The organism is Streptomyces zingiberis (assembly GCF_012034935.1).
Classification (GTDB): domain Bacteria; phylum Actinomycetota; class Actinomycetes; order Streptomycetales; family Streptomycetaceae; genus Streptomyces; species Streptomyces zingiberis.
This window is the reverse complement of record NZ_JAATEN010000028.1, coordinates 1-24,583: the sequence shown is the minus strand read 5'-3', so window position 1 is coordinate 24,583 and position 24,583 is coordinate 1. Positions and strand designations below refer to the sequence as shown.

Sequence of the window (24,583 nt, the reverse complement as noted above, 5' to 3'; positions counted from 1 at the left end):
GGCCGGAGCACCGCCGGCGGAGGCGCGCGCCGTCGGCGGTCCTCCCGTCAGCGACGCGGCTGCGTTGGCACCGTCACCACGGGGATGCCGCCGCCGGGGGTGGGCGCCGTCCCCGGCAGCCAGAGCAGGGCCAGCGCCCCGCCCCCGGGCGCGTTGCGGAAGGTGAGCGCCGCGCCGAGGATGCGTGCCTGCCCGGCGGCGATGGTCAGGCCGAGGCCGTGCCCGCGCCCGGAGCGGTCCGCGCTGCCGGTGCGGAACCGGCTCGGCCCCTCCGCCAGCAGCTCCGGCGGGAACCCCGGCCCGTGGTCGCGCACCCGCAGCACGCGGCCCTCCACAGTCACCCGGACCGGCGGCCTGCCGTGTTTGGCGGCGTTGGCCAGGAGGTTGCCGAGCACCCGTTCCAGCCGCCGGGGGTCGGTCCGCACCCGCGTGCCCCGGACGATCTCCACCTCCGCCTCGGGGGCGAGGACCCGCACCCGGCGGGCGACGAACTCGCCCAGGGCGACCTCCTGAAGGTCGGGCCGCTCGGTGGCGCTGTCCAGCCGGGCCACCTCCAGGACGTCCTCCACCAGCGTCCGCAGCGCCTGCGCGCGGTCCCTGACCAGCTCCGACGGGCGGCCCGGGGGCAGCAGCTCCGCGGCCGTCACCAGACCGGTCACCGGGGTGCGCAGCTCGTGCGCGATGTCGGCCGTCACCCGCCGCTCGGCCTCCAGCCGCTGCTGGAGCGCGTCCGCCATGGCGTCGACCGCCCGCGCCAGGTCGTCCGTCTCGTCGGCGGCGATCCCGCCGATCGCCTCCCGGACCCGGGCGCCGGTGTCCCCCTCGGCGACCTCGGTCGCCGCCGCCGCGGCCCGCCGCAGCCGCTGGGAGAGCTGACCGCCCACGAGCACCCCCAGCAGGCAGCCGCCGCCCACCACGCCGAGGGAGCCGATGAGCAGGGCCCGGTCCAGATCGCCCAGCACGGTGTAGCGGTCGTCGAAGCGGGTGTGGATGGAGAGCACCCGCCCGTCGGCCAGCGGGACGGCGGCCCACACCTCCGGCGGGCCGTCGCCGGTGTCCTCCAGGTACGTGGCCCGCAGTCCGCCGCGGACGGCTTCGCGGAGCTCCGGGGGCAGCGCGGGGTCGTCGATCTGTGCGTCGAAGTTGAGCCGCCCGGTGGACTCGTAGATGCGCTGGGCGAACTTCACCCGCTCGTCCTGGATGTCGCGGCTCCCGTCGAGCAGGGAGACCCGGGCGGCGTTGTGGACGACCAGCGAGAGCGCCACCGCCACCAACGCCCCCACCAGGGCGATCGCGGCGCTGAGCTTCCAGCGGAGGCCGATGCGCAGCCGCAGCCCGGCGCGGTCGGCCCGGCGCGCGCCGGAGAGCCGGCGCCGGAGCCGGCCCGGACGCCCGGGCGGACGGCCTTCCGCGCCGGCGGGCGGGTCGGCCGCGCCGGTGGCACCGCCCGGGGCGGCCCCGGGCGGGGGCGTCGATCCGGCGGGTCCGGGGCCTCGCCGGGCTTCCGGGCCGGGTCCGGCGCCGGGGCCGGGGGACGGGGTGGGCGCGGGCACGGCGGGCGTCAGCCCCGCAGCTTGTAGCCGAAGCCGCGCACCGTGTCGATGCGGTCCTGGCCGATCTTCGTACGGAGCCGCTGCACATGGACGTCCACGACGCGGGTGTCACCGCCCCAGTCGTAGTCCCAGACGCGCTCCAGCAGCCGGTCGCGGGAGAGCACCGTGCCCGGCGCGGCGGAGAACTCCAGCAGCAGCCGCATCTCCGTCGGGGTCAGGGCGACGCGCTCGCCGGAGCGGCGCACCTCCATGCCGTCCCGGTCGATCTCCAGATCGCCGAAGCGCAGCGGCTCGCCGCCCGCTCCCGCCTCCCGCGCGCCCCCGCCCTCCGGGCCGCCGGCGTGGCCGAAGCGGCGCAGCACCGCGCGGATCCGCGCGACGAGCACGGCGCTGTCGAACGGCTTGGTCACGTAGTCGTCGGCGCCGGCCTCCAGGCCGAGCACCACGTCGATGGAGTCGGCCCGCGCCGACAGCATGATCACCGGCACGGTCGACTCGTCCCGGATGCGCCGGCAGAGGCTGACCCCGTCCAGGCCCGGCACCATGACGTCGAGCAGCGCGATGTCGGGCCGGTCGCCGCGGAACAGCTCCAGCCCCGTCAGCCCGTCCGGTGCCGCCGTCACCGCCAGGCCGGCGCGCTCCAGGGCGAGTTGGGTCGCCTCCCGGATGACGTCGTCGTCCTCGACGAAGAGCACATGGGTGGCCGCCATCGTCCGCCGTCCTCACTCGTCCGTTCTCCGCCGGCCCGCGCCGGCGCCGTCTCGCCCCGTCCACCGCCCGGGCCCCCGGTCCATTGCCCGGCCCCCCGGCCGCCGGCCGGTCTCACTCCGCCGGCCGCGGCGCCGGGCTGTCCTGGGCGACACCGCCGCCCGCCGACTTGCTGTAGTCGTTGTGGATGCGCCCGCGTTCGACGAAGTCCCCGCTCCGCCACCGGTAGGTGACGACCTCCTCGCCGGAGGGGCAGCAGACCCGGTCGCCCTCCGCGTAGATCTGCTTGGTGACCTCCAGCTCCTCACCGCTGATCTCGGCGTAGACCGGCCCGGTCTCGTCCGCGAAGATCTTGCGGTACATCGGGCCCGTGGTCTGGGCGCCCCGGGTGGGCCGGTTCTCCGCACGGTAGACGTAGGAGCCGACACCGAAGGAGTCCTCGCAGGTCAGGACGTTGATGACGACGTCGGGACCGGAGTTGCCGGTGAGCGAGCCGTAGCTGACGTCGATCGGGTAGTCGTCGGCCGCGCACGGCCTGAGCGCCCTGCGTATCGACGGGTCCACCGAGGGGTCGTTCTTGATGAGCCGTACCGGGTCCACCTTCTCCGGGGTCGGTGAGGACGGCGCGGGCGTGGGCGCCACCGTGGACGCCGCGACCCGGGCCGGCCCCTCCTCGCGCACACCGGAGCCGGTCACGGAGCAACCGGCCAGGAGCAGCGCGGTGGTGGCGGCCCCCGCGGCCACCACACCGGCGCGGCGCGGACCCGCCGGGACGGCGCGGGTGCGCGGGCGCGTCCGGGCGGGTCCGGGGAGGCCCGGGAAACCCCGGGGCCGGTCGTCGTCGTTCAGGCCGCGCACTGCGGCTGCCCCCGATCCATGCGTTCGCCGCGGCCTGGCGGCACGGCCACCGGCTCACGGCTCTCCAGCTCCTGGCGCATCCGGGCCAGGGCCCGGTGGAGGGTGCTCTTCACGGTGCCGGTCGACATACCGAGCGCCGCGGCCGTCTCCTCCGTGCTCATCTGTTCCCAGTGTCGCAGCACCACCACGCTCCGCTGCTTCGGGGCCAGCACGCGCAACACCTCCATCAGCAGGGCGCGGTCGGCCCGCTGCTCGGCGCCGTCGTCCAGGCTGGTCTCCGGGAGCTGCTCGACGGGGACCTCGTCCAGCTTGCGCGCGCGCCACCACTCGGTGCGGGTGTTGAGCATCACCCGGCGCAGATAGGCGTCGGCGAGCGACTTGTCGGCGATCCCCTCCCAGCGCCCGAACGTCCGCGCCAGCGCCGTCTGAAGCAGGTCCTGGGCGTCCACCGGGTCACGGACCAGCCGGCGGGCGCTGCGCAGCAGGGCGTCCTGCCGGCTCCGTACGTACTCCTCGAACCCCAGTACCTCGGTCTCCGCCATCGCCGACCGCCTCCGTCCCCGCCGATCAATCCCCGTGTCCGCCGGTTCGCTCCGGCACGCGGACGACGCTACTGAGCGGCTGTAACGGAGTGGCGCGAGCCGTCCGGCGGTGGACGCACGGCAACCCATCGGTTGTGTAACAACCCCGCGCGCGGGGGCATGGGACGACGGGCGGAAGGGGAAGGGTGGCGACCGTTTCGGGGGCTTGGGGCTTGGGGCTTGGGGCTTGGGGCTGGGGGCTTGGGGCTTGGGAGGTCGGGCGCCGGGCTCGGGTGGCGGGGTCGGGGAGTTGGCGGTGCGGGGTGTGCGGGGGTGTGCGGGCCGTGGGGCGCGCCGCGCGGACGGCTGCCGGCGGGCCGTCCTGCGGAGGCCGGCGAGGTCAGGTCAGCGGCAGCCGGTAGGTGCCGCCCGGCAGCGGTTCCACCAGGCCGTCGGCGACGAGGCCGTCCAGCGCCCGGGCCCGCTGGACCGGTTCGTGCCACACGGCGTCCAGCTCCTCCTGCGCCACCGGGCCGGTGGCCTCCCGGAGGACGGCGAGCAGCTTGCCGCGTACCTGGCGGTCCGTACCGGCGTAGGTCTGCCCGCGCCGCGGCGGGCCGTCGTGTGCGGGGGAACCCGCGAGGCGCCAGGCGCAGTGCGCCGCGATCGGGCAACGGACGCACGCGGGGGCGCGCGCCGTGCATACCAGCGCCCCCAGTTCCATGGTGGACGCCGCCCAGCGCGCCGCCGTGGCCTCGTCCTCGGGCAGCAGGGCGTGCGCCAGCTTGCGCTCGGCCGCGGTGGTGGCCGTCGGCGGGTACCGGACGCCGGTCAGGGCGCGGGCGAAGACGCGGCGGACGTTGGTGTCCAGCACGGCGTGGCGCCGTCCGTACGCGAAGGAGGCTACGGCGGCGGCCGTGTACTCCCCGACACCCGGCAGGGCCAGCAACGCGGCGTGGTCGTCGGGCACCTGGCCGCCGTGGCGCTCCGCGATCGCCCCGGCGGCGGCGTGCAGCCGGAGCGCGCGCCGGGGATAACCCAGCCGCCCCCAGGCGCGGACGGCCTCGCCGGGGGGTTCGGCCGCGAGAGCGGCGGGGCGGGGCCAGCGCGCCAGCCACTGCTCGTGCACCGGCAGCACCCGGCTGACCGGGGTCTGCTGGAGCATGAACTCGCTGACCATGACCGACCACGCGCCCGCGTCCGGGCGGCGCCAGGGCAGTTCACGGGCGTGTTCGTCGAACCAGTCGATGACCGAGGAGTGGAGGGCGGGGATCGGGGGGAGGGCTGCCGCGGGAGGCGCGAGGCCGGCGGGGTGCGCGAGGTCTGCGGGGGCAGGCGGCGCGGGGCGGGGGGCGCGGGGCGACGGCAGATCCGCCGGACCGGCCGCGGTACCGGCTGCGGCGTCGGCTGCCGTACCGGATGCGGTACCGGTGTCGGTGCCGAAGCCGGTGTCGTCACCGGTGTCGGGGGCGGGGGGACCGGGGGTGTGGGCGGTGGCACTCATGGCCTTCCGATCCTGCCAGACCAGCGGTCCGTGGCCCCGGCCGTCCCCCGCCCCGTGGCGGGGCCGGCTCTCCGCCGGTTCGTGCCGTCCGCACGTCCGGAAGGGGCGGCGCGGGGCCGCGCCGGTCACCGCCCGGGGCCGGACGGCGGTGCGCGGCGATGTGCCGTACCGCGACCCGTACCGCACCGCGACCCGTACCGCGGTTCCGGCGCGGAACGGCGGTGCGCAGGGGGGCCGATGGGCCCCGACGGGACCGAACCGGAATGATGATCGTTGAAATTTGCCGTGGCGGCGGCGGGTGTACCGCGGTACCGGGCCTCTTCTCTCGTAAGGTTTCCGCGTGGGTTCTCTGCGCAAGCCTGTCGGACCGCTCCCCTCCTCCATCTACTGGCGCCGGAGGGCCGTCGTCCTGCTCCTGGTCGTCCTGTTGGCGGCGCTCGTGTTCTGGGCCCTCAGCTCCGCGGGCGGTGGCGGGAGCGGTGGCGGGGACGGGGCCGACGGCCGCGGGCCCGTGGAGTCCATCACGCCCGGCCCCACCACCTCCGGGCCCGCGATCAGCGAACGCCCCGGCGGGCGCGAGGACTCCGGCGGCAACGGCGGCGGGGACTCCGGCGGTTCGGGCTCCACGGGTGGCGACGGCGGCGACGGCGACGGGGCGGAGGACGGCGCGGGCGGTGGCCCGGACGGCTCCGGTGGCCCGGGCGGCGGTTCCGGTACGGGCGGCTCCGGCACGGGCGGTGGCGGAGGCGGCGGCGCGGGACGGGGCGTGCCCTCCGGGGTGGCCCTGCCCGACTGCCGCGCCGGTGAGGTCAAGCTCAAGGTGCGCCCGGACGAGAACACCTACGAGCCGGGCGAGAAGCCGGAGTTCGAGCTGATCGCCGAGAGTTCCGCCGACCGCGACTGCGAGGTGGACTTCGGCGAGCGGTCCGCGGTGCTCACCATCACGCGCGCCGACGAGGACGACCCGCTGTGGGCCTCCGACGACTGCCTCAAGGAGAGCCGGGACATCCGGCTGCGCGTCCCCGCCGGCGGGACGGCCACCTCCACGGTGACCTGGGACCGCGAGCCGAGCGAGCGCAAGTGCGCCACACCGCGCAAGGGTTCGGCGAAGGCGGGCACCTACCTGGTCGAGGTGGAGGCCAAGGGGATCGACAAGGCGGAGGCGTCCTTCGTGCTGGCCAAGGACTGAGCCACCGCGGAGCGGCCACCCCGGGGGCCCTGGCGTCTCGGGGGACAGGTGTCCCGGGGGACGGCGCACACCGCGTCGTCAGACGTAGCGTTCCAGGATCGAGGACTCCGCCAGCCGGGACAGCCCCTCGCGCACCGAGCGGGCCCGGGCCTCGCCCACCCCGCCCACCGTCTGAAGGTCGTCGACGCTCGCGGCGAGCAGCTTCTGCAACCCGCCGAAGTGCTCGACCAGCCGCTCGATGATGGCGTTCGGCAGCCGCGGCACCTTCGCCAGCAGCCGGTAACCGCGCGGCGACACCGCCGAGTCGAGGGTCTCCGGCGCGCCGCTGTACCCCAGCGCCCGGGCCACCACGGGAAGTTCCAGCAGCTCGGTGTGGGAGAGCTTGTCCAGCTCGGTGAGCGCCTCCGGCACGGTACGGGTCCGCTTGGCCGTCGGCTCCGGCACGTAGTCCCGCACCACCAGCTCGCGCTCCGGCTCCACGCCCGCGATCAGCTCGTCGAGCTGGAGCGAGAGAAGCCGGCCGTCGGTGCCCAGCTCGACCACGTACTCGGCGATCTCCGTGGCGATCCGGCGGACCATCTCCAGCCGCTGGGCGACGGCGGAGACGTCCCGCACCGTCACCAGATCCTCGATCTCCAGGGCGGAGAGGGTGCCGGCGACCTCGTCGAGCCGGAGCTTGTACCGCTCCAGCGTGGCGAGGGCCTGGTTGGCGCGGGAGAGGATCGCCGCCGAGTCCTCCAGGACCCGCCGCTGCCCGTCCACGTAGAGCGCGATCAGCCGCATCGACTGGCTCACCGACACCACGGGGAAGCCGGCCTGGATGGAGACGCGCTGCGCCGTGCGGTGCCGGGTGCCCGTCTCCTCGGTGGGGATCGAAGCGTCGGGGACGAGCTGCACCCCCGCGCGCACGATCTTGGTGATGTCCTTGTCGAGGATGAGGGCGCCGTCGAGCTTGCAGAGCTCGCGCAGCCGGGTGGCCGAGAACTCCACGTCGAGGACGAAGCCGCCGGAGCACATCGACTCGACGCTCCGGTCCATGCCGAGGACGATCAGACCGCCGGTGTTGCCGCGGAGGACGCGCTCCAGCCCGTCGCGCAGAGCGGTACCGGGCGCGACCGCGCTCAGTGAGGCGCGCATCAGGCTCTCGGCACCGGAGCTTCCACCGGACTTGCCGGGAGTCCCTGCCCGGTCGTTGGCTGCCACTGCACTCCTCCGGTCGCGGAATTCGGGGCCCGGGTGCGTATGTACGGGCGAGACCAGGGCAAAGTCTACCGGCGGCCGGACGACTTGTGTGGTGCGTCTCCCGTGCGGAGCGTGCGGGCGCCGCCCGCGTGCGCCGGGGCGCACGCCGTGAGCCCCGGCGAGGCGACGGCCGGGCACCCCGTCCGGACGCCCGCCGGTCCGGCCCCCGGCGGCTCGCAGGACGGCCCCCCGGCGGCTGCCGGGCGGTGCCGGGCAGTACGGCGATCAGCCGGCGGCGCCCCCGGAGAGCGGGGAGCCACCGCTCTCCCCGGCGCCCGCCCCCGCCGGGTCCGCTCCGGCCGCCGCGGCCCGGGCTCCGGCCCCGCCGCTCCGGCCGCCCCTCCTCCCGGCGGCGGTGCCTCCGTCCCCGCCGTCCCCACCGTCCGCGCGCTTCCGGCGCGGGCCGCCGCGCGGCAGCACCCGCAGCGCCTCGCCCATGTCCGCGACCTCCGTGACCCGCATCCCCGCCGGCACCTTGCCCGGGTCCACCGGCACCAGCGCGTGTGTGAAGCCCAGCCGGGCGGCCTCCGACAGCCGGCGCTGCACCCCCGTGACCCGCCGTACCTCGCCGGCGAGCCCGACCTCGCCGATGGCCACCAGGTTCTTCGGCAGCGGCGTGTCGCTGGCGGCGCTCGCCAGCGCCAGCGCCACCGCCAGATCCGCCGCCGGCTCGGTGAGCCTCACCCCGCCCACCGTGGCGCTGTAGATGTCCCGCTTGCCGAGCTGCGCGATCTTGCCCCGCTGCTCCAGCACCGCCAGCACCATCGACACCCGCGAGGTCTCCAGCCCCGAGGTGGTCCGCCGGGGCGAGGGGATCTGGGAGTCGACGGTGAGCGCCTGGACCTCGGCCACCAGCGGCCGCCGCCCCTCCAGCGCGACGGTCAGACAGGTCCCCGGCACCGGCTCGTCACGCCGGGTGAGGAAGAGGCCGGAAGGGTCGGCGAGGCCGGTGATGCCCTCGTCGTGCAGTTCGAAGCAGCCCACCTCGTCGGTGGTGCCGTAGCGGTTCTTCACGCCGCGGACCAGCCGCAGCCGGGCATGCCGGTCGCCCTCGAACTGGAGCACCACGTCCACGAGATGCTCCAGCAGCCGGGGGCCCGCGATCGCGCCGTCCTTGGTGACATGGCCCACCAGCAGCGTGGCCATCCCGCGCTCCTTGGAGGCCCGGATCAGCGCCCCCGCCACCTCACGGACCTGGGCCATGCCGCCGGGCGCGCCGTCGATCTCCGGAGACGCCACCGTCTGCACCGAGTCCAGCACCAGCAGCGACGGCTTCACGGAGTCGAGATGGCCGAGCACCGCCGACAGATCCGTCTCCGCCGCCAGGTAGAGGTGGTCGGAGAGGGCCCCGATCCGGTCCGCGCGCAGCCGCACCTGGCTCGCCGACTCCTCACCCGTGACGTACAGCGTGCGTTCCTGCTCCGTGGCCGCCTTGGCGGCGACGTCCAGCAGGAGCGTCGACTTGCCCACCCCCGGCTCGCCGGCCAGCAGGACGACGGCGCCCGGCACCAGGCCGCCGCCCAGCACCCGGTCCAGCTCGGGGACGCCGGTGACCCGCGCCGTCGCCCGCCGGCCGTCGACCTGGGCGATGGGGAGCGCCGCCGCCGACACCCGGCCCGGCGCCGTCGTCCGCACGGCGGGCGCGCCGCCGGTCTCCTCGACGGTGCCCCAGGTCTGGCACTCGGGGCAGCGGCCGAGCCACTTGGCGGTCGTCCAGCCGCACTCGGTACAGCGGTACGAGGGCCGCTCCTTGGCGGACGCGCGGGTACGGGAAGCCATGCCGCAACGCTAGCGCCGGGCGCCGACACGGGGCGCGGGGGGCCACCCGGGGCGGCGCGGGCCGGGCCCCGCCCGGGCGGCGCGGCGGGAGGGAGCCGGCCCGGGCGGCGCGGCGGGAGGGAGCCTGGCCCGGGCCGGCGCGGCGGGAGGAAGCCCGCCCGCCCCCGTGCCCGCCGACCGCGTCCCCCTTCCCTCTTCGCCGGCAAGCCATGTCACCCGTAGGAATGAATTGGCCCGTACCGGCGTGAGCGGCGGGCCGGGGCCGCCTACCGTCGCCGGGTGATGAGCAGCACACGTGAACCCCCCACCGCCCCCGGCACCCGCTACGAGCCGTACCTGGACGGGCTGTTCACGTACTGCCTGGCCGCCACCTGCGAGCACGACGCGGCCACGGCCGTGCTCGGCGAGGTCCTGGCGCACGCCGAGCGGCGCGGCCCGCGCCTCCTCTCCGGGCGGGGCCGGGCCCGGGCCCGCCTCTACGCCCTGGCCCGCTGGACCTGCCTCCGCCACCTCGCGGAGCGGGACACCGAGCCCTCCCCCGGGGACCCCGCCGGCCCTCCGATCGCCGAGGAGACCGCCGGCCGGCGCCGCCGCGAACTCCACGCCCTCGTCTGGCCGGAGGCCGCGGGCACCACGCGCGAGCAGCGCGAGGCACTGGAGCTCGCGGTGCGCCACCGGCTGACGCCCCCGGAGGTGGCCGCCGTCCTCGGTGTGGCGGAGGAACGGGCGCGGCGCCTGCTGACGGCCGGGGCCCGGGAGGTGGAGCGCACCCGGGCCGCGCTGGCCCTCGTCGAGCGCGGCGGCTGCCCCGCGGTCTCCCGGCTGGCCGGGGACCCCCGCGCGCTGATGGCCGGTGACCTGCGGCGTGAGCTTCTCCGCCATCTCCAGGACTGCGGCCCGTGCCGGCGTACCGCCGAGCGGGTACCGGCCGCCGGCCCCGGGCCGGGAGCCACCGTGGCCGGCACGCTCCCCCTGCTGCCCGCTCCTCGCGCGGCCGCGCACGCCGCGATGCTCGCGGCCCTGCGCGCCGCCCCCCGGGGAGCCGCGCGGCCCCACTACGACCGGGACGGTTTTCCGCTGGACCCCGGCCGGCCCGCTGCCCGCCGGCGTGTCCTGCGCCGCCGGGCGGCGACGGCGGCCGTCGTGGCCGCCGCGGTGGCGGCGCCCGTGTTCGCGCTCTGGGCGGCGTACCGGAGCGCGCCACCGGGCGAGGACCGGTACGCGGGTCCGGTCTCCGCCACCGACGGCGGCGGGCGGGGCGGGCAGGGGGACGGCGCGGGCGGCCCGGGGCACGGAGCCGGGGCGGACGGCACCGGGCGGCGCGGCGAAGGGGCGCCGCAGGGCTCCGGCGACTCCGGGGGGCCCGGGGAGCCGGGGGGATCAGGGGAAGCGGGGAAGGGCCACTCCCGTGCGGACGGGCCGTCCGACGGCGCCCGGGACGGCGGGCGGGCCGGGCGCGGCGACGGCCGGCTGACCGTCACCAGCCGGCGCGACGGCGCGGTCACCGTCATCACGCTCAGCCTCTCCGGCTCCGCGCCCGCGCGGTGGTCGGCGCGCACGGAGGCCGCGTGGCTGCGGCTGAGCGCCCGTTCCGGCACGCTGCGCCCGGGCCGGCCGGTCACCCTCACCGTGACCACCGATCGCGGGCGGCAGCCGCGCGGCGCGTGGACGGCGCGGGTGGTCTTCCAGCCGTACTCCACGGCGGTCACCGTGACCGGCCACGGCGGCTCCGCCACGCCGGGCGGTGACGGGCCGGGCCCGGGCCCCGTCGATCCGCCGCCCGCGCCCGAGCCCTCGCCGCCCGCGCAGGAGCCGACGGAGCCTCCGGCGGAAACCTCCCCGGAGGGGGACGGCGCCGCGGACTGAGCCGGCGCCCGGCGCCCGGCGGGGCGCCAGCGGAGGCCGGGCCGGGGCACCACCGGAGGCCGGGCCGGGGCGCCACCGGAGGCCGGCCGGGGCACCGCCGGGCACCGCGATCGTCCGTTGCCGGAACCAGGGCCGGGTCCGCCGCCGGAACCGGAGCCGGACCCGCCGGTCGTTACGCCTCGGGCCCGGCCGGGGCCGGGACCACCGCGTTCCCGGTGGAGCCCGTGGCGCCCTCGTTCCCGCCGCCGGATGCGTTCCGGCGCCCATCCGTTGAAGTGGCAGAAGGGGCATCCGCCGCCCGCACCGGTGCCGGCCCACCGGCCGGCCCAGCCCCAGGTGTCCCAGGTGTCACGGGCGCCGGGTCCGCCGGATGAGGTGCCAGGAGCAGCGGCGACGCCAGCCGCTCCGCGCACAGGGCGGCCAGCTTCTCGTAGGCGGCCTTGCCCATCAGTTCGGTCAGCTCCGGACGGTAGGAGATGTACACCGGGTCCCCCGCGCCGTGCGCCGAGGCCGCCGAGGTGCACCACCAGTGCAGGTCGTGACCGCCGGGGCCCCAGCCCCGCCGGTCGTACTCGCCGATCGAGACCTGGAGGTAGCGGGTCTCGTCGGGCCGGTCGATCCACTCGTACGTCCGCCGGATGGGGAGCTGCCAGCACACGTCCGGCTTGGTCTCCAGCGGCTCGCGCCCCTCCCGCAGGGCCAGGGTGTGCAGGGCGCAGCCGTGCCCGCCGGGGAAGCCGGGGCCGTTGTGGAAGATGCAGGCGCCGCCGAAGCGCCGGGTCTTGCGGGCGCCGTCCTCGTCCCGCTCGGTCCAGCCGCGCCGGCCGGTGCCCTCGGCGTGGTGCTGCCAGAGGCCGGGCGTGAGCCGGGCCACGTGCCCGGCGACGCGGCGCTCGTCGTCCTCGTCGGTGAAGTGCGCGCCCAGTGTGCAGCAGCCGTCCGCCGCCCGCCCCTCGCGGATGCCCTGGCAGCCGCTGCCGAAGACGCAGCCCCAGCGGGAGGTGAGCCAGGTCAGGTCGCAGCGGAAGACCTGCTCGGCGTCCTCGGGGTCGGTGAACTCCACCCAGGCCCGGGGGAAGTCCAGCCCTCGCTCGTCGTCCGCGGCGGGGGCGGCGGCCGGGCGGGCCGGGCCGGGCCGCGGGGGCGCGCCGTCACCGGCGTCCGGCGCCGCTCCCGCCGGTCGCGTTCCGTCCGGCTTTGCCTCGTTCTGTTTCGACACCCCTCCAGCGTAGGCCGCCCCGGCCGCGGACCCGCCGCTCACCTGCGCCGCCGCTCCGGGCACGCGGCCGGCGGGACGGCAGCCGAGCCCGGTGAACCGCCGTGGAACCCCGTCAACGGCGGCGGTCCGCACCGTCCGCCGCCGGACGGCTGAGGCGCCGCGGACGCCGTATGAGACGGTTCCGGTCATGAGACTCGGTGTCCTCGACGTGGGTTCCAACACGGTGCATCTGCTGGTGGTGGACGCCCACCCCGGCGCCCGCCCGCTGCCCGCCCACTCGCACAAGGCGGAGCTGCGGCTGGCCGAACTGCTCGACGAGCGCGGCGCGATCGGCGAGCAGGGGATGGACCGGCTGGTGGCCGTGGTCGGGGAGGCGCTCCGGGCGGCGGAGGACAAGGGCGCGGAGGAGGTGCTGCCGTTCGCCACCTCGGCGGTCCGTGACGCGTCCAACGCGGACGAGGTGCTGGCCCGGCTCGCCGCCGGGACGGGGGTGCGGCCGGTCGTGCTCTCCGGCGAGGAGGAGGCGAGGCTCACCTTTCTGGCGGCCCGCCGGTGGTTCGGCTGGTCGGCCGGGCGGCTGCTGGTGCTGGACATCGGCGGCGGCTCGCTGGAGCTGGCGCACGGCACCGACGAGGAGCCGGACGGGGCGGCGTCGCTGCCGCTCGGCGCGGGCCGGCTCACCGCGGCCCGGCTGCCCGGTGACCCGCCGGACCCGGAGGACGTCCGCGCTCTCCGCCGCCACGTGCGGGCGGAGATCGCCCGGGTCGCCGGCGAGTTCAGCCGGTCGGGCGCGCCGGACCACGCGGTCGGCACGTCCAAGACCTTCCGGCGGCTGGCGCGGATCGCGGGCGCGGCGCGCTCCGCGGACGGGCTGTACGTCAAGCGGTCGCTCAGCCGCGCCGCGCTGGAGGAGTGGGTGCCGCGGCTCACGCGGATGACGGCCGCGGAGCGCGCGGAGCTCCCCGGTGTCTCCCGGGGCCGGGCGCCGCAGCTGGTGGCCGGGGCACTGGTCGCGGAGGCGGCGATGGACCTGTTCGGCGTGGACGAGCTGGAGATCTGCCCCTGGGCGCTGCGCGAGGGCGTCATCCTGCGCCGGCTGGACCAGCTCCCGCAGCGGCTGGACCGCCAGGGCCCGGCGGACATACCGGACGAGCGCCACGGGCCGGGTGGGCCGGGCGGACGGGGTGGGCCGGGCGGACCGGATCGCGCCCGGCTCCCCGGGGGAGGCGGCGGTCCGGTGGACCCCGCCCGTACCGGCGGGTGACCGCCCGTACCGGCGGGTGACCGCGCGGACCGCGCGGGCGCCGCGCCGGTGCCCCGTGGCCCGGGCCCCGGACGGCACCGCACCGCACCGCCCGGGGCGGCACCGCCCGCACCGCACCGCCCGCACCGCACCGCCCGCACCGCACCGACCGCACCGCACCGACCGCACCGACCGCACCGCCCGGGGCGGGCCGCCGCCCGGTGTGACCAACACCGCACCCGCGCCGGCCCCGCATCCGGCGCGTCTCCGCGCACCCCGCTCACCTGCGCCGTCGTCCGCCGCCGCACGAGAACGGGGCGCGGCGTCCCCCTCCGCCGCCCGGGCGCGCCCCCGCCGGTGGCCCCGTCGGCCCGGTGGGACACGCCGTAGGCTGTCTCCGTGGCTCAACCAGTGGTACGTCCCCCGGAAGTGAAGGTCGCCCTGTCCACCGCCTCCGTCTACCCGGAGTCGACGGCGGCGGCCTTCGAGATCGCCGGACGCCTGGGGTACGACGGCGTCGAGGTCATGGTGTGGACGGATCCGGTCAGCCAGGACATCGAGTCGCTGCGCAGCCTCTCCGACTACCACGGCGTCCCCGTGCTCGCCGTGCACGCGCCCTGTCTGCTGATCACCCAGCGGGTCTGGTCGACCAACCCGTGGACCAAGCTCCAGCGCGCCCGGGCCGCCGCCGAGAAGCTCGGGGCGTCCGCCGTCGTCGTCCACCCGCCGTTCCGCTGGCAGCGGGCCTACGCGCGGGAGTTCATCGAGGGCGTGTGGCGGATGGCGGACGAGACCGACGTCCGGTTCGCCGTGGAGAACATGTACCCCTGGCGCTACCGCGACCGCGAGATGCTCGCCTACGCCCCCGACTGGGACGTCACCAAGGACGACTACCGCCACTTCACCGTGGACCTCTCGCACACCGCCACCGCCCGCAACGACGCCCTCGACATGGTCACCCGGATGGGGGACCGGCTGGCCCACGTCCACCTCGCCGACGGCAGCGGCTCCGGCAAGGACGAGCACCTGGTGCCGGGGCGGGGGAGCCAGCCGTGCGGGGAACTGCTGCGGCGGCTGACGACCAGCGGGTTCGACGGCCATGTCGTCGTGGAGGTCAACACCCGCCGCGCCGTGTCCGGTGCCGAGCGGGAGGCCGACCTCGCGGAGGCGCTGGCCTTCGCCCGGCGCCATCTGGCCACGGCGTCCCGGGTCGGCGGGTATCCGGGGCTGCCCCGGGTGCCCCGGTCGTGACGGACCCGGCGCCACCGGCGGCGGGCGGCGGCCCCGATCGGCGTCCGCCCCTCGCGGCGGAGGCCGGCCGGGGCGGCACCGCCGTCCCGCCCTCCGAGGAGGCCCCCGCGCCGCCCGTGCCGTCCGGGACACCGTCCCGCCGCCGTGGCCGGCCCGCCCGCCGGGACGCGCCGGACGGCCCTGGGGCGCGCGAGCGCATCCTGGAGGCCGCCCGCGCGGAGTTCGCCGAGCGCGGCTACGACCGCACGTCCATCCGCGGCGTCGCCCGCAAGGCCGGGGTGGACCCGGCGCTGGTGCACCACTACTTCGGCAGCAAGGAACGCGTCTTCGAGACCTCGATCGAGAAGCCCTTCGAGCCGGTGATGCGCGTGCCCGACCTGCTGGCCCAGGGGCGGGACGGCATGGGTGAGCGGCTCGCCCGCCACTTCCTCGGCGTCTGGGAGAACCCCGCCACCCGCGCGCCGGTGCTGGCCCTGATGCGCTCCGCGCTCACCAACGAGACGGCGGCGGCCCTGCTCCGCGGTTTCGTCACGCGCAGGCTGCTGGAGCGCGTCGCGGGGGACCTGGACGTGCCCGAGCCGGAACTCCGGATCCAGCTCGCCGTGGCGCAGCTGCTGGGGGTGGCGGTCCTGCGGTATGTGATCAAGGTCGAGCCGCTGGCGGGCGTGGACGCCGAGGAGGTCGTCGCCCAGGTCGCGCCGGTGCTCCAGCGCCATCTCACCGGGGCCTGAGGCCCCGGCGCGCCCCTGGCCCACCCCCTGGCCCACCCCCGGGCCGGTCTCGGATCCCGGACGAGCGGTCCGGATCGTGGCCGCGAGGGCGTACGCTCGGAGGATCCCGGTCGGCCCGCCGCGCCCGGCGGCGACCGGTCCACCCGCGACACCCAGGGGAGTGACCACCGTGCCGGAACTGAGGTCCCGAACCGTCACCCACGGCCGCAACATGGCGGGCGCCCGAGCGCTCATGCAGGCCTCCGGCGTAGCGCGGGAGGACTTCGGCAAGCCGATCGTGGCCGTGGCCAACAGCTTCACGGAGTTCGTCCCCGGCCACACCCACCTCCAGCCGGTGGGCCGGATCGTCAGCGACGCGATCAAGGCGGCGGGCGGCATCCCCCGCGAGTTCAACACCATCGCGGTCGACGACGGCATCGCCATGGGCCACGGCGGGATGCTCTACTCCCTCCCCTCCCGCGACCTGATCGCCGACTCGGTCGAGTACATGACCGAGGCGCACTGCGCCGACGCGCTGATCTGCATCTCCAACTGCGACAAGATCACGCCGGGGATGCTGATGGCCGCGCTGCGCCTCGACATCCCGACCGTGTTCGTCTCCGGCGGGCCGATGGAGTCCGGCCGCGCCACCCTGGTCGACGGCAGCGTCCGCAAGCTGGACCTGATCAGCGCCATCTCCGAGGCCGTCAACGACCAGGTGTCCGACGAGGACATCGCCCGCATCGAGGACAACGCCTGTCCCACCTGCGGCTCGTGTTCCGGCATGTTCACGGCCAACTCCATGAACTGCCTGACCGAGGCGATCGGCCTCGCGCTCCCCGGCAACGGCTCCGTGCTCGCCACCCACACCGCCCGCAAGGCGCTGTACGAGAACGCCGGCCGCACCGTCGTCGAGATCACCAAGCGCTACTACGAGCAGGACGACGCGACCGTCCTGCCCCGCGCCGTGGCCTCCCGCGCCGCCTTCGAGAACGCCATGGCCCTGGACATCGCCATGGGCGGCTCCACCAACACGATCCTCCATCTGCTCGCCGCCGCCCAGGAGGCGCGTCTCGCCTTCGACATGACGGACATCGACGAGCTGTCCCGCAGGCTGCCCTGCCTGGCGAAGGTCGCGCCGAACGTCGCGCCGGGCGGGGTCTACTACATGGAGGACGTGCACCGGGCCGGCGGCATCCCCGCCATCCTCGGCGAGCTGTACCGGGGCGGGCTGCTCAACGAAGACGTGCACACCGTGCACAGCTCGTCCCTCGCGGACTGGCTCAAGCAGTGGGACATCCGCGGCGGTTCCCCGTCCGCCGAGGCCGTCGAGCTGTTCCACGCGGCGCCCGGCTGCGTCCGCTCCGCGACCGCCTTCTCCCAGTCCGAGCGGTGGGACTCCCTCGACACGGACGCCGCCGGCGGCTGCATCCGCGACGTCGAGCACGCCTACTCCACCGAGGGCGGGCTGGCCATCCTCCACGGCAACCTCGCCGAGGACGGCTGCGTGGTGAAGACCGCCGGCGTCGACGAGTCCATCTGGACCTTCGAGGGCCCGGCCGTCGTCTGTGAGTCCCAGGAGGAGGCCGTCGACAAGATCCTCAACAAGCGGATCACCGAGGGCGATGTGGTCGTCATCCGCTACGAGGGCCCCAAGGGCGGCCCCGGGATGCAGGAGATGCTCTACCCGACCTCCTTCCTCAAGGGCCGCGGCCTGGGCACGTCCTGCGCGCTGATCACCGACGGCCGCTTCTCCGGCGGCACCTCGGGCCTCTCCATCGGCCACGCCTCCCCGGAGGCCGCGGCCGGCGGGACGATCGCCCTCGTCGAGGACGGTGACCTCATCCGTATCGACATCCCCGCCCGCACCCTCGAACTCAAGGTGGACGACGAGGAGCTGGCGGCCCGCCGGGCGGCCCTCGGCGGCCGGTACGCCCCGCGCGACCGGCAGCGGAAGGTCTCCACCGCCCTCCGGGCCTACGCGGCGATGGCGACCAGCGCCGACAAGGGTGCGGTCCGTGACCTCGGGGCTCTCGGCGGCTGACCGGCCGGGGCAGCCGGGACGTCCCGCGCGCGGCTCACCGGGTGGCGGGGCCGGCGGCGCCTGAGCGGGCCGTGACCGTGGCGGCGTTCCGTGCCGGCCCGCGTTCCGTGCCGCCCCGCCGTGCCGCCTCGCCGTCCTGCGCCGTGCCGGCCTCGCCGGAGGCAGCCGGTGGCCGGCCGTGGGCAGGGGCCGTACGGGGCGGGGACGACCGCCCGCCAGGGGTGACCGGGCCGGTGGCTCTCCGGCCCGGCGCCGTTCCCCCTGGCGCACGGCTCCCGCGTGACCGCTCTCCCGCGCGCCGTCCCGGCCGGATCCGCCCCGGCCGGGACGCGCCATAATCGGCCGCATGAGCGACAAGCGGCAGCCCTCCGCACCCCGTCCCGAACCCCTCCGGTTCTTCGGCACCACCTGGGTGGAGCGCGGTGGCGGTTACGCCCTCCGCCGGACCGGGCTCGCCGCGGGCTCGCTGCTCTCCGCCGTACTCGGCGCACTCGTGCTGCGCTTCGGCTTCCAGGGCCTGGCCGTCGCGGACGTCCCGGACGTCCTCGCCTGGGCCGCCGTGGTGCTCTTCGCGATCTGTGGCGCGCTCGCCTTCCGCCACACGTGGAAGGGGTTCGTGCGCCGCCCGGAGTACGACCCGGCCGTCGAGAACTCGATGCAGAGCGTCAAGGCCATCGGCTTCATCGGGGTGCTGCTCGCCTGGTTCGTCCGCAGCCTGCTGGAGGCCCCCGGCGAGCGGCTGCGCCGCGCGGAGTACGAGCGCGCCCGCGAACTGTACGAACGGCGCCGCACCACCCGCACGGGCAACCCGGCGGCCCGCAAGCGCCCCGGCAGGCGCCCCTGAACCAGTCGGCGTCTCTCCCGGGTCCGTGCCGCCGGCCCTCGTGGCTCCGCGTGCCCTGCCGGAAGGCCCCGCCTGGACACCCCACCTGGACACCCCACCTGGACACCCCGCCCGGGCCCCGGCCGGTGCCGCCCGCGTCCGCCGTGCCCGGCCGGTGCCGCCCGCGTCCGCCGTGCCCGGCCGGTCCGTTCCTCTGCTGCCGTCCCCGCCTCCCCCGCCGATGTCACACTCCGGCCCGCCGCTCCGTCTTCCGTCCGGTGGCCTCCCGGCACAGTGGTCCGGGGGCCGCCCGGGCGACCGGCCGGCGGAGCACCCGCCGGCGGGCCCCGGCCCGCGCCGCCCGCCGGCGTCGGCGCGCACCACCGGCATCAGCAGGGGAGAGCAGGGAGAGCCGCCCATGGCCGCACTGGCACAGTTCGAGGAACACCGCCGCCACCTCTGGGGCGTCGCCTACCGCATCACCGGGTCGGTGGCGGACGCCGACGACGCCGTGCAGGAGTCCTGGCTGCGCTGGCAGGCCCTGCCCGACGGGGAGGCCGCCGCGCCGCGCGCGTATCTGACCACCGTGGTCAGCCGCATCTGCTACGACCAGCTCGGCTCCGCGCGCTCCCGCCGGGAGACCTACGTCGGCCCCTGGCTCCCCGAGCCCCTGCTCGGCGACGGCGGCCCCCTCCCTGAGGACCGGGTCACCCTCGACGAGTCCGTCGGGATGGCGCTCCTCGCCGTGCTCGAACGGCTGACCCCGGCCGAGCGGACCGCCTTCGTCCTGCACGACGTGTTCGCCGTGCCCTTCCCGGAGATCGCCGAAGTGGTCGGCCGCACCCCGGAGTCCGTGCGGCAACTCGCCTCCCGCGCCCGCCGGCGGGTCCGCGCGGAGAGCCCGCGCCGCTCCGTCGACCGGGACGAGCACCGCCGCGCCGTGGACGCCTTCCTGGCCGCCGCCATGGGCCGCGACCTGGGGGCGCTCATGGACGTCCTCGACCCGGACGTCGTGGTGCGCACCGACGGCGGCGGCAAGGTCACCGCGGCCCGCCGCCCGGTGGTGGGCGGCGAGAAGGCGGCCTACTTCGTCAGCCGTCTGACGCGCGGCTTCGACCCGCTGCGGATGCGGGTGGAGGTCCGGGAGGTCAACGGCGCGCCCGGGCTGGTCTTCACCGACGACGAGAGCGGGCAGGCGGCGGTGCTCGCGTTCACCGTGTTCGAGGGCCGCATCACCGAGCTCGACGTCGTGGCCAACCCCGACAAGCTGCGGCACGTGGCCCCGGGCGACTGATCCCCGAACCGCGGGGGGCGGAGCCGCCGGGGGGCCGAGCCACGGGGCGGCCGAGCTGAGGGGGCGAGCGGCGGGACGGCCGTGGGCCGGGAGCCCGGGTCTTCCCGCCGCCCGGCCGCCCGTCGAGCGTCCCGTCCCGCCCGTCCCGTCCCGCCCGGCAGCCATCGCCGGAGCGGGCCCGGGCAGGGAGACGGCGCACCGGCAAGACGGCGGCGCGCCGGGCGGCGACGCACGGGCGGCGATGCACCGACGGCGACGCACCGACGGCGATGCACCGACGGAGCGCCCCCGGCCACAAGGCACCGGAGCACAGCGGTGCACCGGGCCCGCCGCGCACAGGCGAGTGGCGCGCACAGCACGACACGGACAGCGGCCCACCGGCGGGGCTCACCGCCCGACGGTTGGGCCGCTGTCACATTCCGGTCCCCGGCCTCGTCCCCAGGGTGAACCCCCACCACCGCACACCGCACGGACACCACGGACGATCTGGAGGCACCCCATGCCGAGTGACAGCACCGCCCGGCCGGTCCGCGGCCGGGCCACCGGCCCCCGTCCCGCCCACCGACCCGGCGGCTCCGCCGCGCACGTCGTCGTGCTCGGCGGCGGTTACGCGGGTCTCACCGCGGCCCTCGGGCTCGCGCCGCACCACCGGGTCACGCTGGTCGACCCCGCCGACGGCTTCACCGAGCGCATCCGGCTCCACCAGCGCGCCGCCACGGGAGTGGAGGTGACCCGGCCGTTCAGCCGGCTCCTCGGCCGCTCCGGCGTCGCCCACCTGCCCTCCCGCGCCACGGACGTGGACCCCGTCGGCCGGCTCGTACACACGGACGACGGACGCGTCCTGCGGTACGACCGGCTCGTCTACGCCCTCGGCAGCCGCACCGCCACCGGGGGCGGGGTGCTGGGCACCGGCGACCGCGCCTACACCACCGAGACCGCCGCCGAACTGCACAAACACCTGCTCGACGACCCCGGCGCCGCGGTGACCGTCGTCGGGGGCGGGTTCACCGGCATCGAGACGGTCACGGAACTCGCCGAGGCGCACCCGGGCCGCGAGGTCCGCCTGGTCACCTCCGGCGAACTGGGCCCCGGCCTCTCCCACAAGGGCCGGGACCACGTGCGCCGCGTGCTCCGCGGCCTCGGGGTCGCGGTGACGGAGGGCCGCCGGGTCGGGACGGCCGACGAGCTCGACACCGAGATGGTGGTCTGGACGGCCGCCCTGACGGCCCGCGCGGAACTCGCCCGGCGCGCCGGGATCGAGGTGGACCCCACCGGCCGGATCCCCGTGGAACCCACCCTGCGGTCGCGTTCCCACCCGGAGATCTACGCCATCGGCGACGCCGCGGCCCTCACCACCGCCGAAGCCGGGCCGCTGCGGATGGCCTGCGCCACCGCCACCCCGATGGGCGCCCAGGCGGCCCGCGCCGTCACCGCCGACCTGCGGGGCCGGGAACCGCGGCCGCTGCGCTTCAGCTATTTCGGGGCGTGCGTCAGCCTCGGCCGCCGGGACGGGCTGGTCCAGTTCCTCCACCCGGACGACCGCCCCCGGGAACGGGTGATCACCGGCCGGGGCGCGGCGCGCTTCAAGGAGGAGGTGGTCCGGACGACGGTACGGACGCTGCGGCTGGCTTCCCGGCACCCGGGCGTCCTCCGCGTCCTGCCCGGGGTCGGCTGACCACCCCGGCGGGCCGTCCGCTTCCTCCCGCCGTTCCCTCCCGCCGGCCACCTCGCCGGACGCACCCCGCGTGTGTCCGGTACGCGCGCCGGGAGCCGCAACGCCCGGAAGGCCACAACGCCCGGAACGCCCGGAACACCCGGAAGGTCACAACGCCGGTGAGGCCGCTGGGGCCGCTGACCCGGGAGGAAAGCTGCCGCCACACCGCCGCGTACCCGTCACCGCGGGGCGCGTCCGCCCGTTTGCCGACGGGACCGGGCGCGCCCCGTTCGCGCGTCCGTGCGCCCGCCGTCCCCCGCCCGCCGTCCCCTCGCCCGCGACCCCCCGCGGCCCGGGACCGCCCGCCGCCTTGACGGCCGTGCCGCCACCGGAGCATTATTCATCGCATGATGAATAAATCCGCGGAGCCGGCGGTACGGGCCCGCGACCTCCGTGTGGTCCGCGGCGGCCGTCCGGGCCGCACCGCGATCGACTCCCTCACCTTCGACCTCCGCCCGGGGCAGGTGACCGGCCTCCTCGGCCCCAGTGGCTGCGGCAAGTCCACCCTCATGCGCGCCATCGCCGGCACGCAGGCCCGGGTGAGCGGCACCCTCGACGTCCTCGGCCACCCCGCCGGCAGCGCCCCGCTCCGCTCCCGCGTCGGGTACGTCACCCAGGCGCCCTCGGTCTACGCGGATCTCACCGCCCGCCAGAACCTCGACTACTACGCCGCCGTGCTCGACCCGTCCCTCTCCCGCGCCGACCGCGCCGGGCGGACGGCCCGCGCCCTCGCCGACGTGGACCTCGACGACCACGCCGACCGGCTCACCGGCAGCCTCTCCGGTGGCCAGCGCTCCCGCGTCTCCCTGGCCGTCGCCCTGCTCGGCACCCCCGAACTGCTGGTGCTGGACGAACCCACGGTCGGTCTCGACCCCGTCCTCCGCCGGGACCTGTGGAACCTCTTCCACCGGCTCGCCGGCGAGCGGGGCACCACGCTCCTCGTCTCCTCCCACGTCATGGACGAGGCCGAGCGCTGCGACCGCCTTCTGCTCATGCGCGCCGGCCGCATGCTGGCCGACGACACCCCGGAGGCGCTGCGCCGCCGGACCGGCGCCGCCACCGTCGAGGACGCCTTCCTCGCCCTGGTCGACGCCGAGCGGGACCGCGAGGCCGCGTCCGCCGGCACCCCTGCCCGGGAGCCCGGCACCCCCGCCCGCGAGCCCGGGAACGACCCCGCCGCCCCCGGCACCCCCGGCACCCCCGATCAGGACGGAACGCCGTGAACCTCTCCCGCACCCTCGCCACCACCCGGCGCGTGCTCCGCCAGCTCCGCCACGACCCGCGCACCATCGCCCTGCTGATGATTGTCCCGGTGGTGCTGCTCACCCTGCTCCGCTGGGTCTACGACGCCCATCCGAGCGTCTTCGACAACGTCGGCGCCTCACTGCTCGGCATCTTCCCGATGATCACCATGTTCCTGGTGACCTCCATCGCCACCCTCCGCGAACGCACCTCCGGCACGCTGGAGCGGCTGCTCTCGATGCCGCTGGGCAAGGCGGACCTGATCGTCGGCTACGCCCTCGCCTTCGGCCTGCTCGCGGTCGCCCAGGCCGGATTCGCCACCGCCGTCGCGATCTGGGGCCTCGGGCTGGAGGTCACGGGGTCGCCGTGGCTGCTGCTGGTGGTGGCGCTCCTCGACGCCGTCCTCGGCACGGCCCTCGGGCTGTTCGTCTCGGCCTTCGCGGCCTCGGAGTTCCAGGCCGTCCAGTTCATGCCGGCCTTCATCCTTCCCCAGCTCCTGCTCTGCGGACTGCTCGCGCCCCGCGACTCCATGCAGCCGGTCCTGGAGGCCATCTCGAACGTTCTGCCGATGTCCTACGCCGTGGACGCCATGAACGAGGTGCTCCGGAACACCGAGGTGACCGCGGACTTCTTCCGCGACACGGGCATCGTCGCCGGCAGCGCCGTACTCGTCCTCGCCCTGGGCGCCGCGACTCTGCGCCGCCGTACGGCCTGAACGGGACGCCTCCCACCGTCTCCTGAGCGCCGCTGCTCCCTCCCGCCGGGCCCAGGCGCATCTTCTCCCCTTCTCCTTCCGGCACGCGGACGCCACCGGCCCCGTCCGTGTTCCGGTGCGAGGATGACCCGCGCGGCGCCCGCTTCCGGCGGGCGATCCGCTCCGACGCAACCGACGGACGAGGTGAGGCGCACCATGGCGCAGACGGTGGCCGTGCTCGGCACGGGCAAGATCGGTGAAGCACTGCTGAGCGGCATGATCCGCGCTGGCCGGCCGGCCGACGGCCTGCTGGTCACCGCGCGCCGCCCGGAACGCGCCGCGGAACTCCGCGAGCGTTACGGCGTGGCGCCGGTCTCCAACGAGGAGGCGGCCAGGACGGCGGAGACGCTCATCCTCACCGTCAAGCCGCAGGACATGTCCCGGCTGCTGGACGAACTGGCCCCGCACGTCCCCGCCGACCGGCTGGTCATCAGCGGCGCGGCGGGCGTTCCCACCTCCTTCTTCGAGGAGCGGCTGGCGCCCGGTACCCCGGTCGTCCGCGTGATGACGAACACGCCCGCCCTGGTGGACGAGGCGATGTCGGTGATCTCCGCCGGCAGCCACGCCACGGAGGAGCACCTGGCGCACACCGAGGAGATCTTCAACGGGGTGGGGAAGACCCTGCGCGTCCCGGAGGGCCAGCAGGACGCCGCCACCGCCCTCTCCGGCTCCGGACCGGCCTACTTCTACTTCCTCGTGGAGGCGATGACGGACGCCGGGATCCTGCTCGGCCTGCCCCGGGACAAGGCCCACGACCTCATCGTCCAGGCGGCCATCGGGGCGGCCGTGATGCTGCGGGACAGCGGGGAGCACCCGGTGAAGCTGCGCGAGGCCGTCACCTCCCCGGCCGGCACGACGATCAACGCCATCCGGGAGCTGGAGAGCCACGGCGTGCGCGCCGCCCTGATCGCGGCACTGGAGGCGGCCCGGGACCGCAGCCGCGAACTCGCCTCCGGCCAGGGCTGATCGGCGTCGATTCAGCAGGCCACCGGTCCGATTTGATGACCACCGGTGCCTCGGGTAATGTCTCGCAAGCTGTCGGCGGCCCAGGGGTCGCGGCGGCTTCTCA

Annotated in this window: 18 protein-coding genes and 2 pseudogenes; 12 read left to right on the top strand and 8 right to left on the bottom strand. The window is 76.4% G+C overall.

Annotation, left to right across the window (positions count from 1 at the left end):
* Positions 1-47 precede the first annotated feature (47 nt).
* From cseC to HCK00_RS24835, 5 genes are all read right to left on the bottom strand, one after another.
* On the bottom strand, positions 48-1,553 hold the full coding sequence (gene cseC / locus HCK00_RS24855) for a two-component system sensor histidine kinase CseC (protein WP_168104279.1): 1,506 nt from the start codon (positions 1,551-1,553) through the stop codon (positions 48-50).
* 8 nt (positions 1,554-1,561) lie between these two features.
* Positions 1,562-2,263 carry a two-component system response regulator CseB gene (cseB, locus tag HCK00_RS24850; RefSeq protein ID WP_168104278.1) on the bottom strand — a complete coding sequence of 234 codons (702 nt, stop codon included), beginning with the start codon at positions 2,261-2,263 and terminating at the stop codon, positions 1,562-1,564.
* 112 nt (positions 2,264-2,375) lie between these two features.
* On the bottom strand, positions 2,376-3,119 hold the full coding sequence (locus tag HCK00_RS24845) for a hypothetical protein (protein WP_311765476.1): 744 nt from the start codon (positions 3,117-3,119) through the stop codon (positions 2,376-2,378).
* Positions 3,107-3,661, bottom strand: coding sequence for a SigE family RNA polymerase sigma factor (locus HCK00_RS24840; RefSeq protein WP_168104277.1), 555 nt, complete (start codon positions 3,659-3,661; stop codon positions 3,107-3,109). Before HCK00_RS24840 ends, HCK00_RS24845 begins: the two co-directional genes overlap by 13 nt.
* A gap of 379 nt (positions 3,662-4,040) precedes the next feature.
* Positions 4,041-5,144 (bottom strand): HhH-GPD family protein, encoded by a 1,104-nt coding sequence (locus HCK00_RS24835; protein ID WP_375782004.1) that lies wholly within the window; start codon positions 5,142-5,144, stop codon positions 4,041-4,043.
* A 340-nt stretch (positions 5,145-5,484) separates the two neighbouring features.
* Between HCK00_RS24835 and HCK00_RS24830 the strand changes: the two genes are divergently transcribed.
* Positions 5,485-6,333 carry a hypothetical protein gene (locus HCK00_RS24830; RefSeq protein WP_168104276.1) on the top strand — a complete coding sequence of 283 codons (849 nt, stop codon included), beginning with the start codon at positions 5,485-5,487 and terminating at the stop codon, positions 6,331-6,333.
* Positions 6,334-6,411: 78 nt separating this feature from the next.
* Here HCK00_RS24830 and disA read toward each other — a convergent pair whose 3' ends face one another.
* Positions 6,412-7,536, bottom strand: a complete 1,125-nt coding sequence (disA, locus tag HCK00_RS24825; RefSeq protein ID WP_168104275.1) for a DNA integrity scanning diadenylate cyclase DisA — start codon at positions 7,534-7,536, stop codon at positions 6,412-6,414.
* A gap of 264 nt (positions 7,537-7,800) precedes the next feature.
* Complete coding sequence (radA, locus tag HCK00_RS24820; RefSeq protein WP_240966141.1) at positions 7,801-9,354, bottom strand: DNA repair protein RadA; 1,554 nt, start codon at positions 9,352-9,354, stop codon at positions 7,801-7,803.
* Positions 9,355-9,636: 282 nt separating this feature from the next.
* Between radA and HCK00_RS24815 the strand changes: the two genes are divergently transcribed.
* Complete coding sequence (locus tag HCK00_RS24815; RefSeq protein ID WP_168104274.1) at positions 9,637-11,220, top strand: BACON domain-containing protein; 1,584 nt, start codon at positions 9,637-9,639, stop codon at positions 11,218-11,220.
* A gap of 355 nt (positions 11,221-11,575) precedes the next feature.
* On the opposite strand, the pseudogene HCK00_RS24810 reads toward HCK00_RS24815, so the two are convergent.
* Positions 11,576-12,304, bottom strand: a pseudogene (locus tag HCK00_RS24810) (DUF3109 family protein); the annotation flags it as partial.
* 322 nt (positions 12,305-12,626) lie between these two features.
* Between HCK00_RS24810 and HCK00_RS24805 the strand changes: the two are divergent.
* From HCK00_RS24805 to proC, 10 genes and pseudogenes are all read left to right on the top strand, one after another.
* Positions 12,627-13,547: pseudogene (locus HCK00_RS24805) on the top strand (Ppx/GppA family phosphatase); the annotation flags it as partial.
* Positions 13,548-14,081: 534 nt separating this feature from the next.
* Positions 14,082-14,933: a sugar phosphate isomerase/epimerase family protein gene (locus HCK00_RS24800; RefSeq protein WP_168104272.1), complete on the top strand. Its 852-nt coding sequence runs from the start codon at positions 14,082-14,084 to the stop codon at positions 14,931-14,933.
* Between the two features lie 116 nt (positions 14,934-15,049).
* Positions 15,050-15,664: a TetR/AcrR family transcriptional regulator gene (locus HCK00_RS24795; protein ID WP_168104310.1), complete on the top strand. Its 615-nt coding sequence runs from the start codon at positions 15,050-15,052 to the stop codon at positions 15,662-15,664.
* Positions 15,665-15,833: 169 nt separating this feature from the next.
* Positions 15,834-17,687 carry a dihydroxy-acid dehydratase gene (gene ilvD / locus HCK00_RS24790; protein ID WP_168104271.1) on the top strand — a complete coding sequence of 618 codons (1,854 nt, stop codon included), beginning with the start codon at positions 15,834-15,836 and terminating at the stop codon, positions 17,685-17,687.
* A gap of 346 nt (positions 17,688-18,033) precedes the next feature.
* A complete protein-coding gene (locus tag HCK00_RS24785; RefSeq protein WP_168104270.1) occupies positions 18,034-18,531 on the top strand; it encodes a hypothetical protein in 498 nt (165 codons plus the stop codon).
* Between the two features lie 397 nt (positions 18,532-18,928).
* Positions 18,929-19,804 (top strand): RNA polymerase sigma factor SigJ, encoded by an 876-nt coding sequence (sigJ, locus tag HCK00_RS24780; RefSeq protein WP_168104269.1) that lies wholly within the window; start codon positions 18,929-18,931, stop codon positions 19,802-19,804.
* 499 nt (positions 19,805-20,303) lie between these two features.
* On the top strand, positions 20,304-21,479 hold the full coding sequence (locus HCK00_RS24775) for an NAD(P)/FAD-dependent oxidoreductase (protein WP_168104268.1): 1,176 nt from the start codon (positions 20,304-20,306) through the stop codon (positions 21,477-21,479).
* A 386-nt stretch (positions 21,480-21,865) separates the two neighbouring features.
* Positions 21,866-22,741: an ABC transporter ATP-binding protein gene (locus tag HCK00_RS28025; protein WP_168104267.1), complete on the top strand. Its 876-nt coding sequence runs from the start codon at positions 21,866-21,868 to the stop codon at positions 22,739-22,741.
* Complete coding sequence (locus tag HCK00_RS24765; protein ID WP_168104266.1) at positions 22,738-23,475, top strand: ABC transporter permease; 738 nt, start codon at positions 22,738-22,740, stop codon at positions 23,473-23,475. The genes HCK00_RS28025 and HCK00_RS24765 overlap by 4 nt, the downstream gene beginning before the upstream one ends.
* Before the next feature lie 195 nt (positions 23,476-23,670).
* Positions 23,671-24,480 carry a pyrroline-5-carboxylate reductase gene (gene proC, locus HCK00_RS24760; RefSeq protein ID WP_168104265.1) on the top strand — a complete coding sequence of 270 codons (810 nt, stop codon included), beginning with the start codon at positions 23,671-23,673 and terminating at the stop codon, positions 24,478-24,480.
* The last annotated feature ends 103 nt before the right edge of the window (positions 24,481-24,583 follow it).

Coding starts and splice junctions, on each gene's coding strand:
- cseB (WP_168104278.1), bottom strand. CDS start 2,263: ATGGCGGCCACCCATGTGCTCTTCGTCGAGGACGACGACGTCATCCGG.
- HCK00_RS24840 (WP_168104277.1), bottom strand. CDS start 3,661: ATGGCGGAGACCGAGGTACTGGGGTTCGAGGAGTACGTACGGAGCCGG.
- HCK00_RS24835 (WP_375782004.1), bottom strand. CDS start 5,144: ATGAGTGCCACCGCCCACACCCCCGGTCCCCCCGCCCCCGACACCGGT.
- radA (WP_240966141.1), bottom strand. CDS start 9,354: ATGGCTTCCCGTACCCGCGCGTCCGCCAAGGAGCGGCCCTCGTACCGC.
- HCK00_RS24815 (WP_168104274.1), top strand. CDS start 9,637: ATGAGCAGCACACGTGAACCCCCCACCGCCCCCGGCACCCGCTACGAG.
- HCK00_RS24785 (WP_168104270.1), top strand. CDS start 18,034: ATGAGCGACAAGCGGCAGCCCTCCGCACCCCGTCCCGAACCCCTCCGG.
- sigJ (WP_168104269.1), top strand. CDS start 18,929: ATGGCCGCACTGGCACAGTTCGAGGAACACCGCCGCCACCTCTGGGGC.
- HCK00_RS24775 (WP_168104268.1), top strand. CDS start 20,304: ATGCCGAGTGACAGCACCGCCCGGCCGGTCCGCGGCCGGGCCACCGGC.
- HCK00_RS28025 (WP_168104267.1), top strand. CDS start 21,866: ATGATGAATAAATCCGCGGAGCCGGCGGTACGGGCCCGCGACCTCCGT.
- proC (WP_168104265.1), top strand. CDS start 23,671: ATGGCGCAGACGGTGGCCGTGCTCGGCACGGGCAAGATCGGTGAAGCA.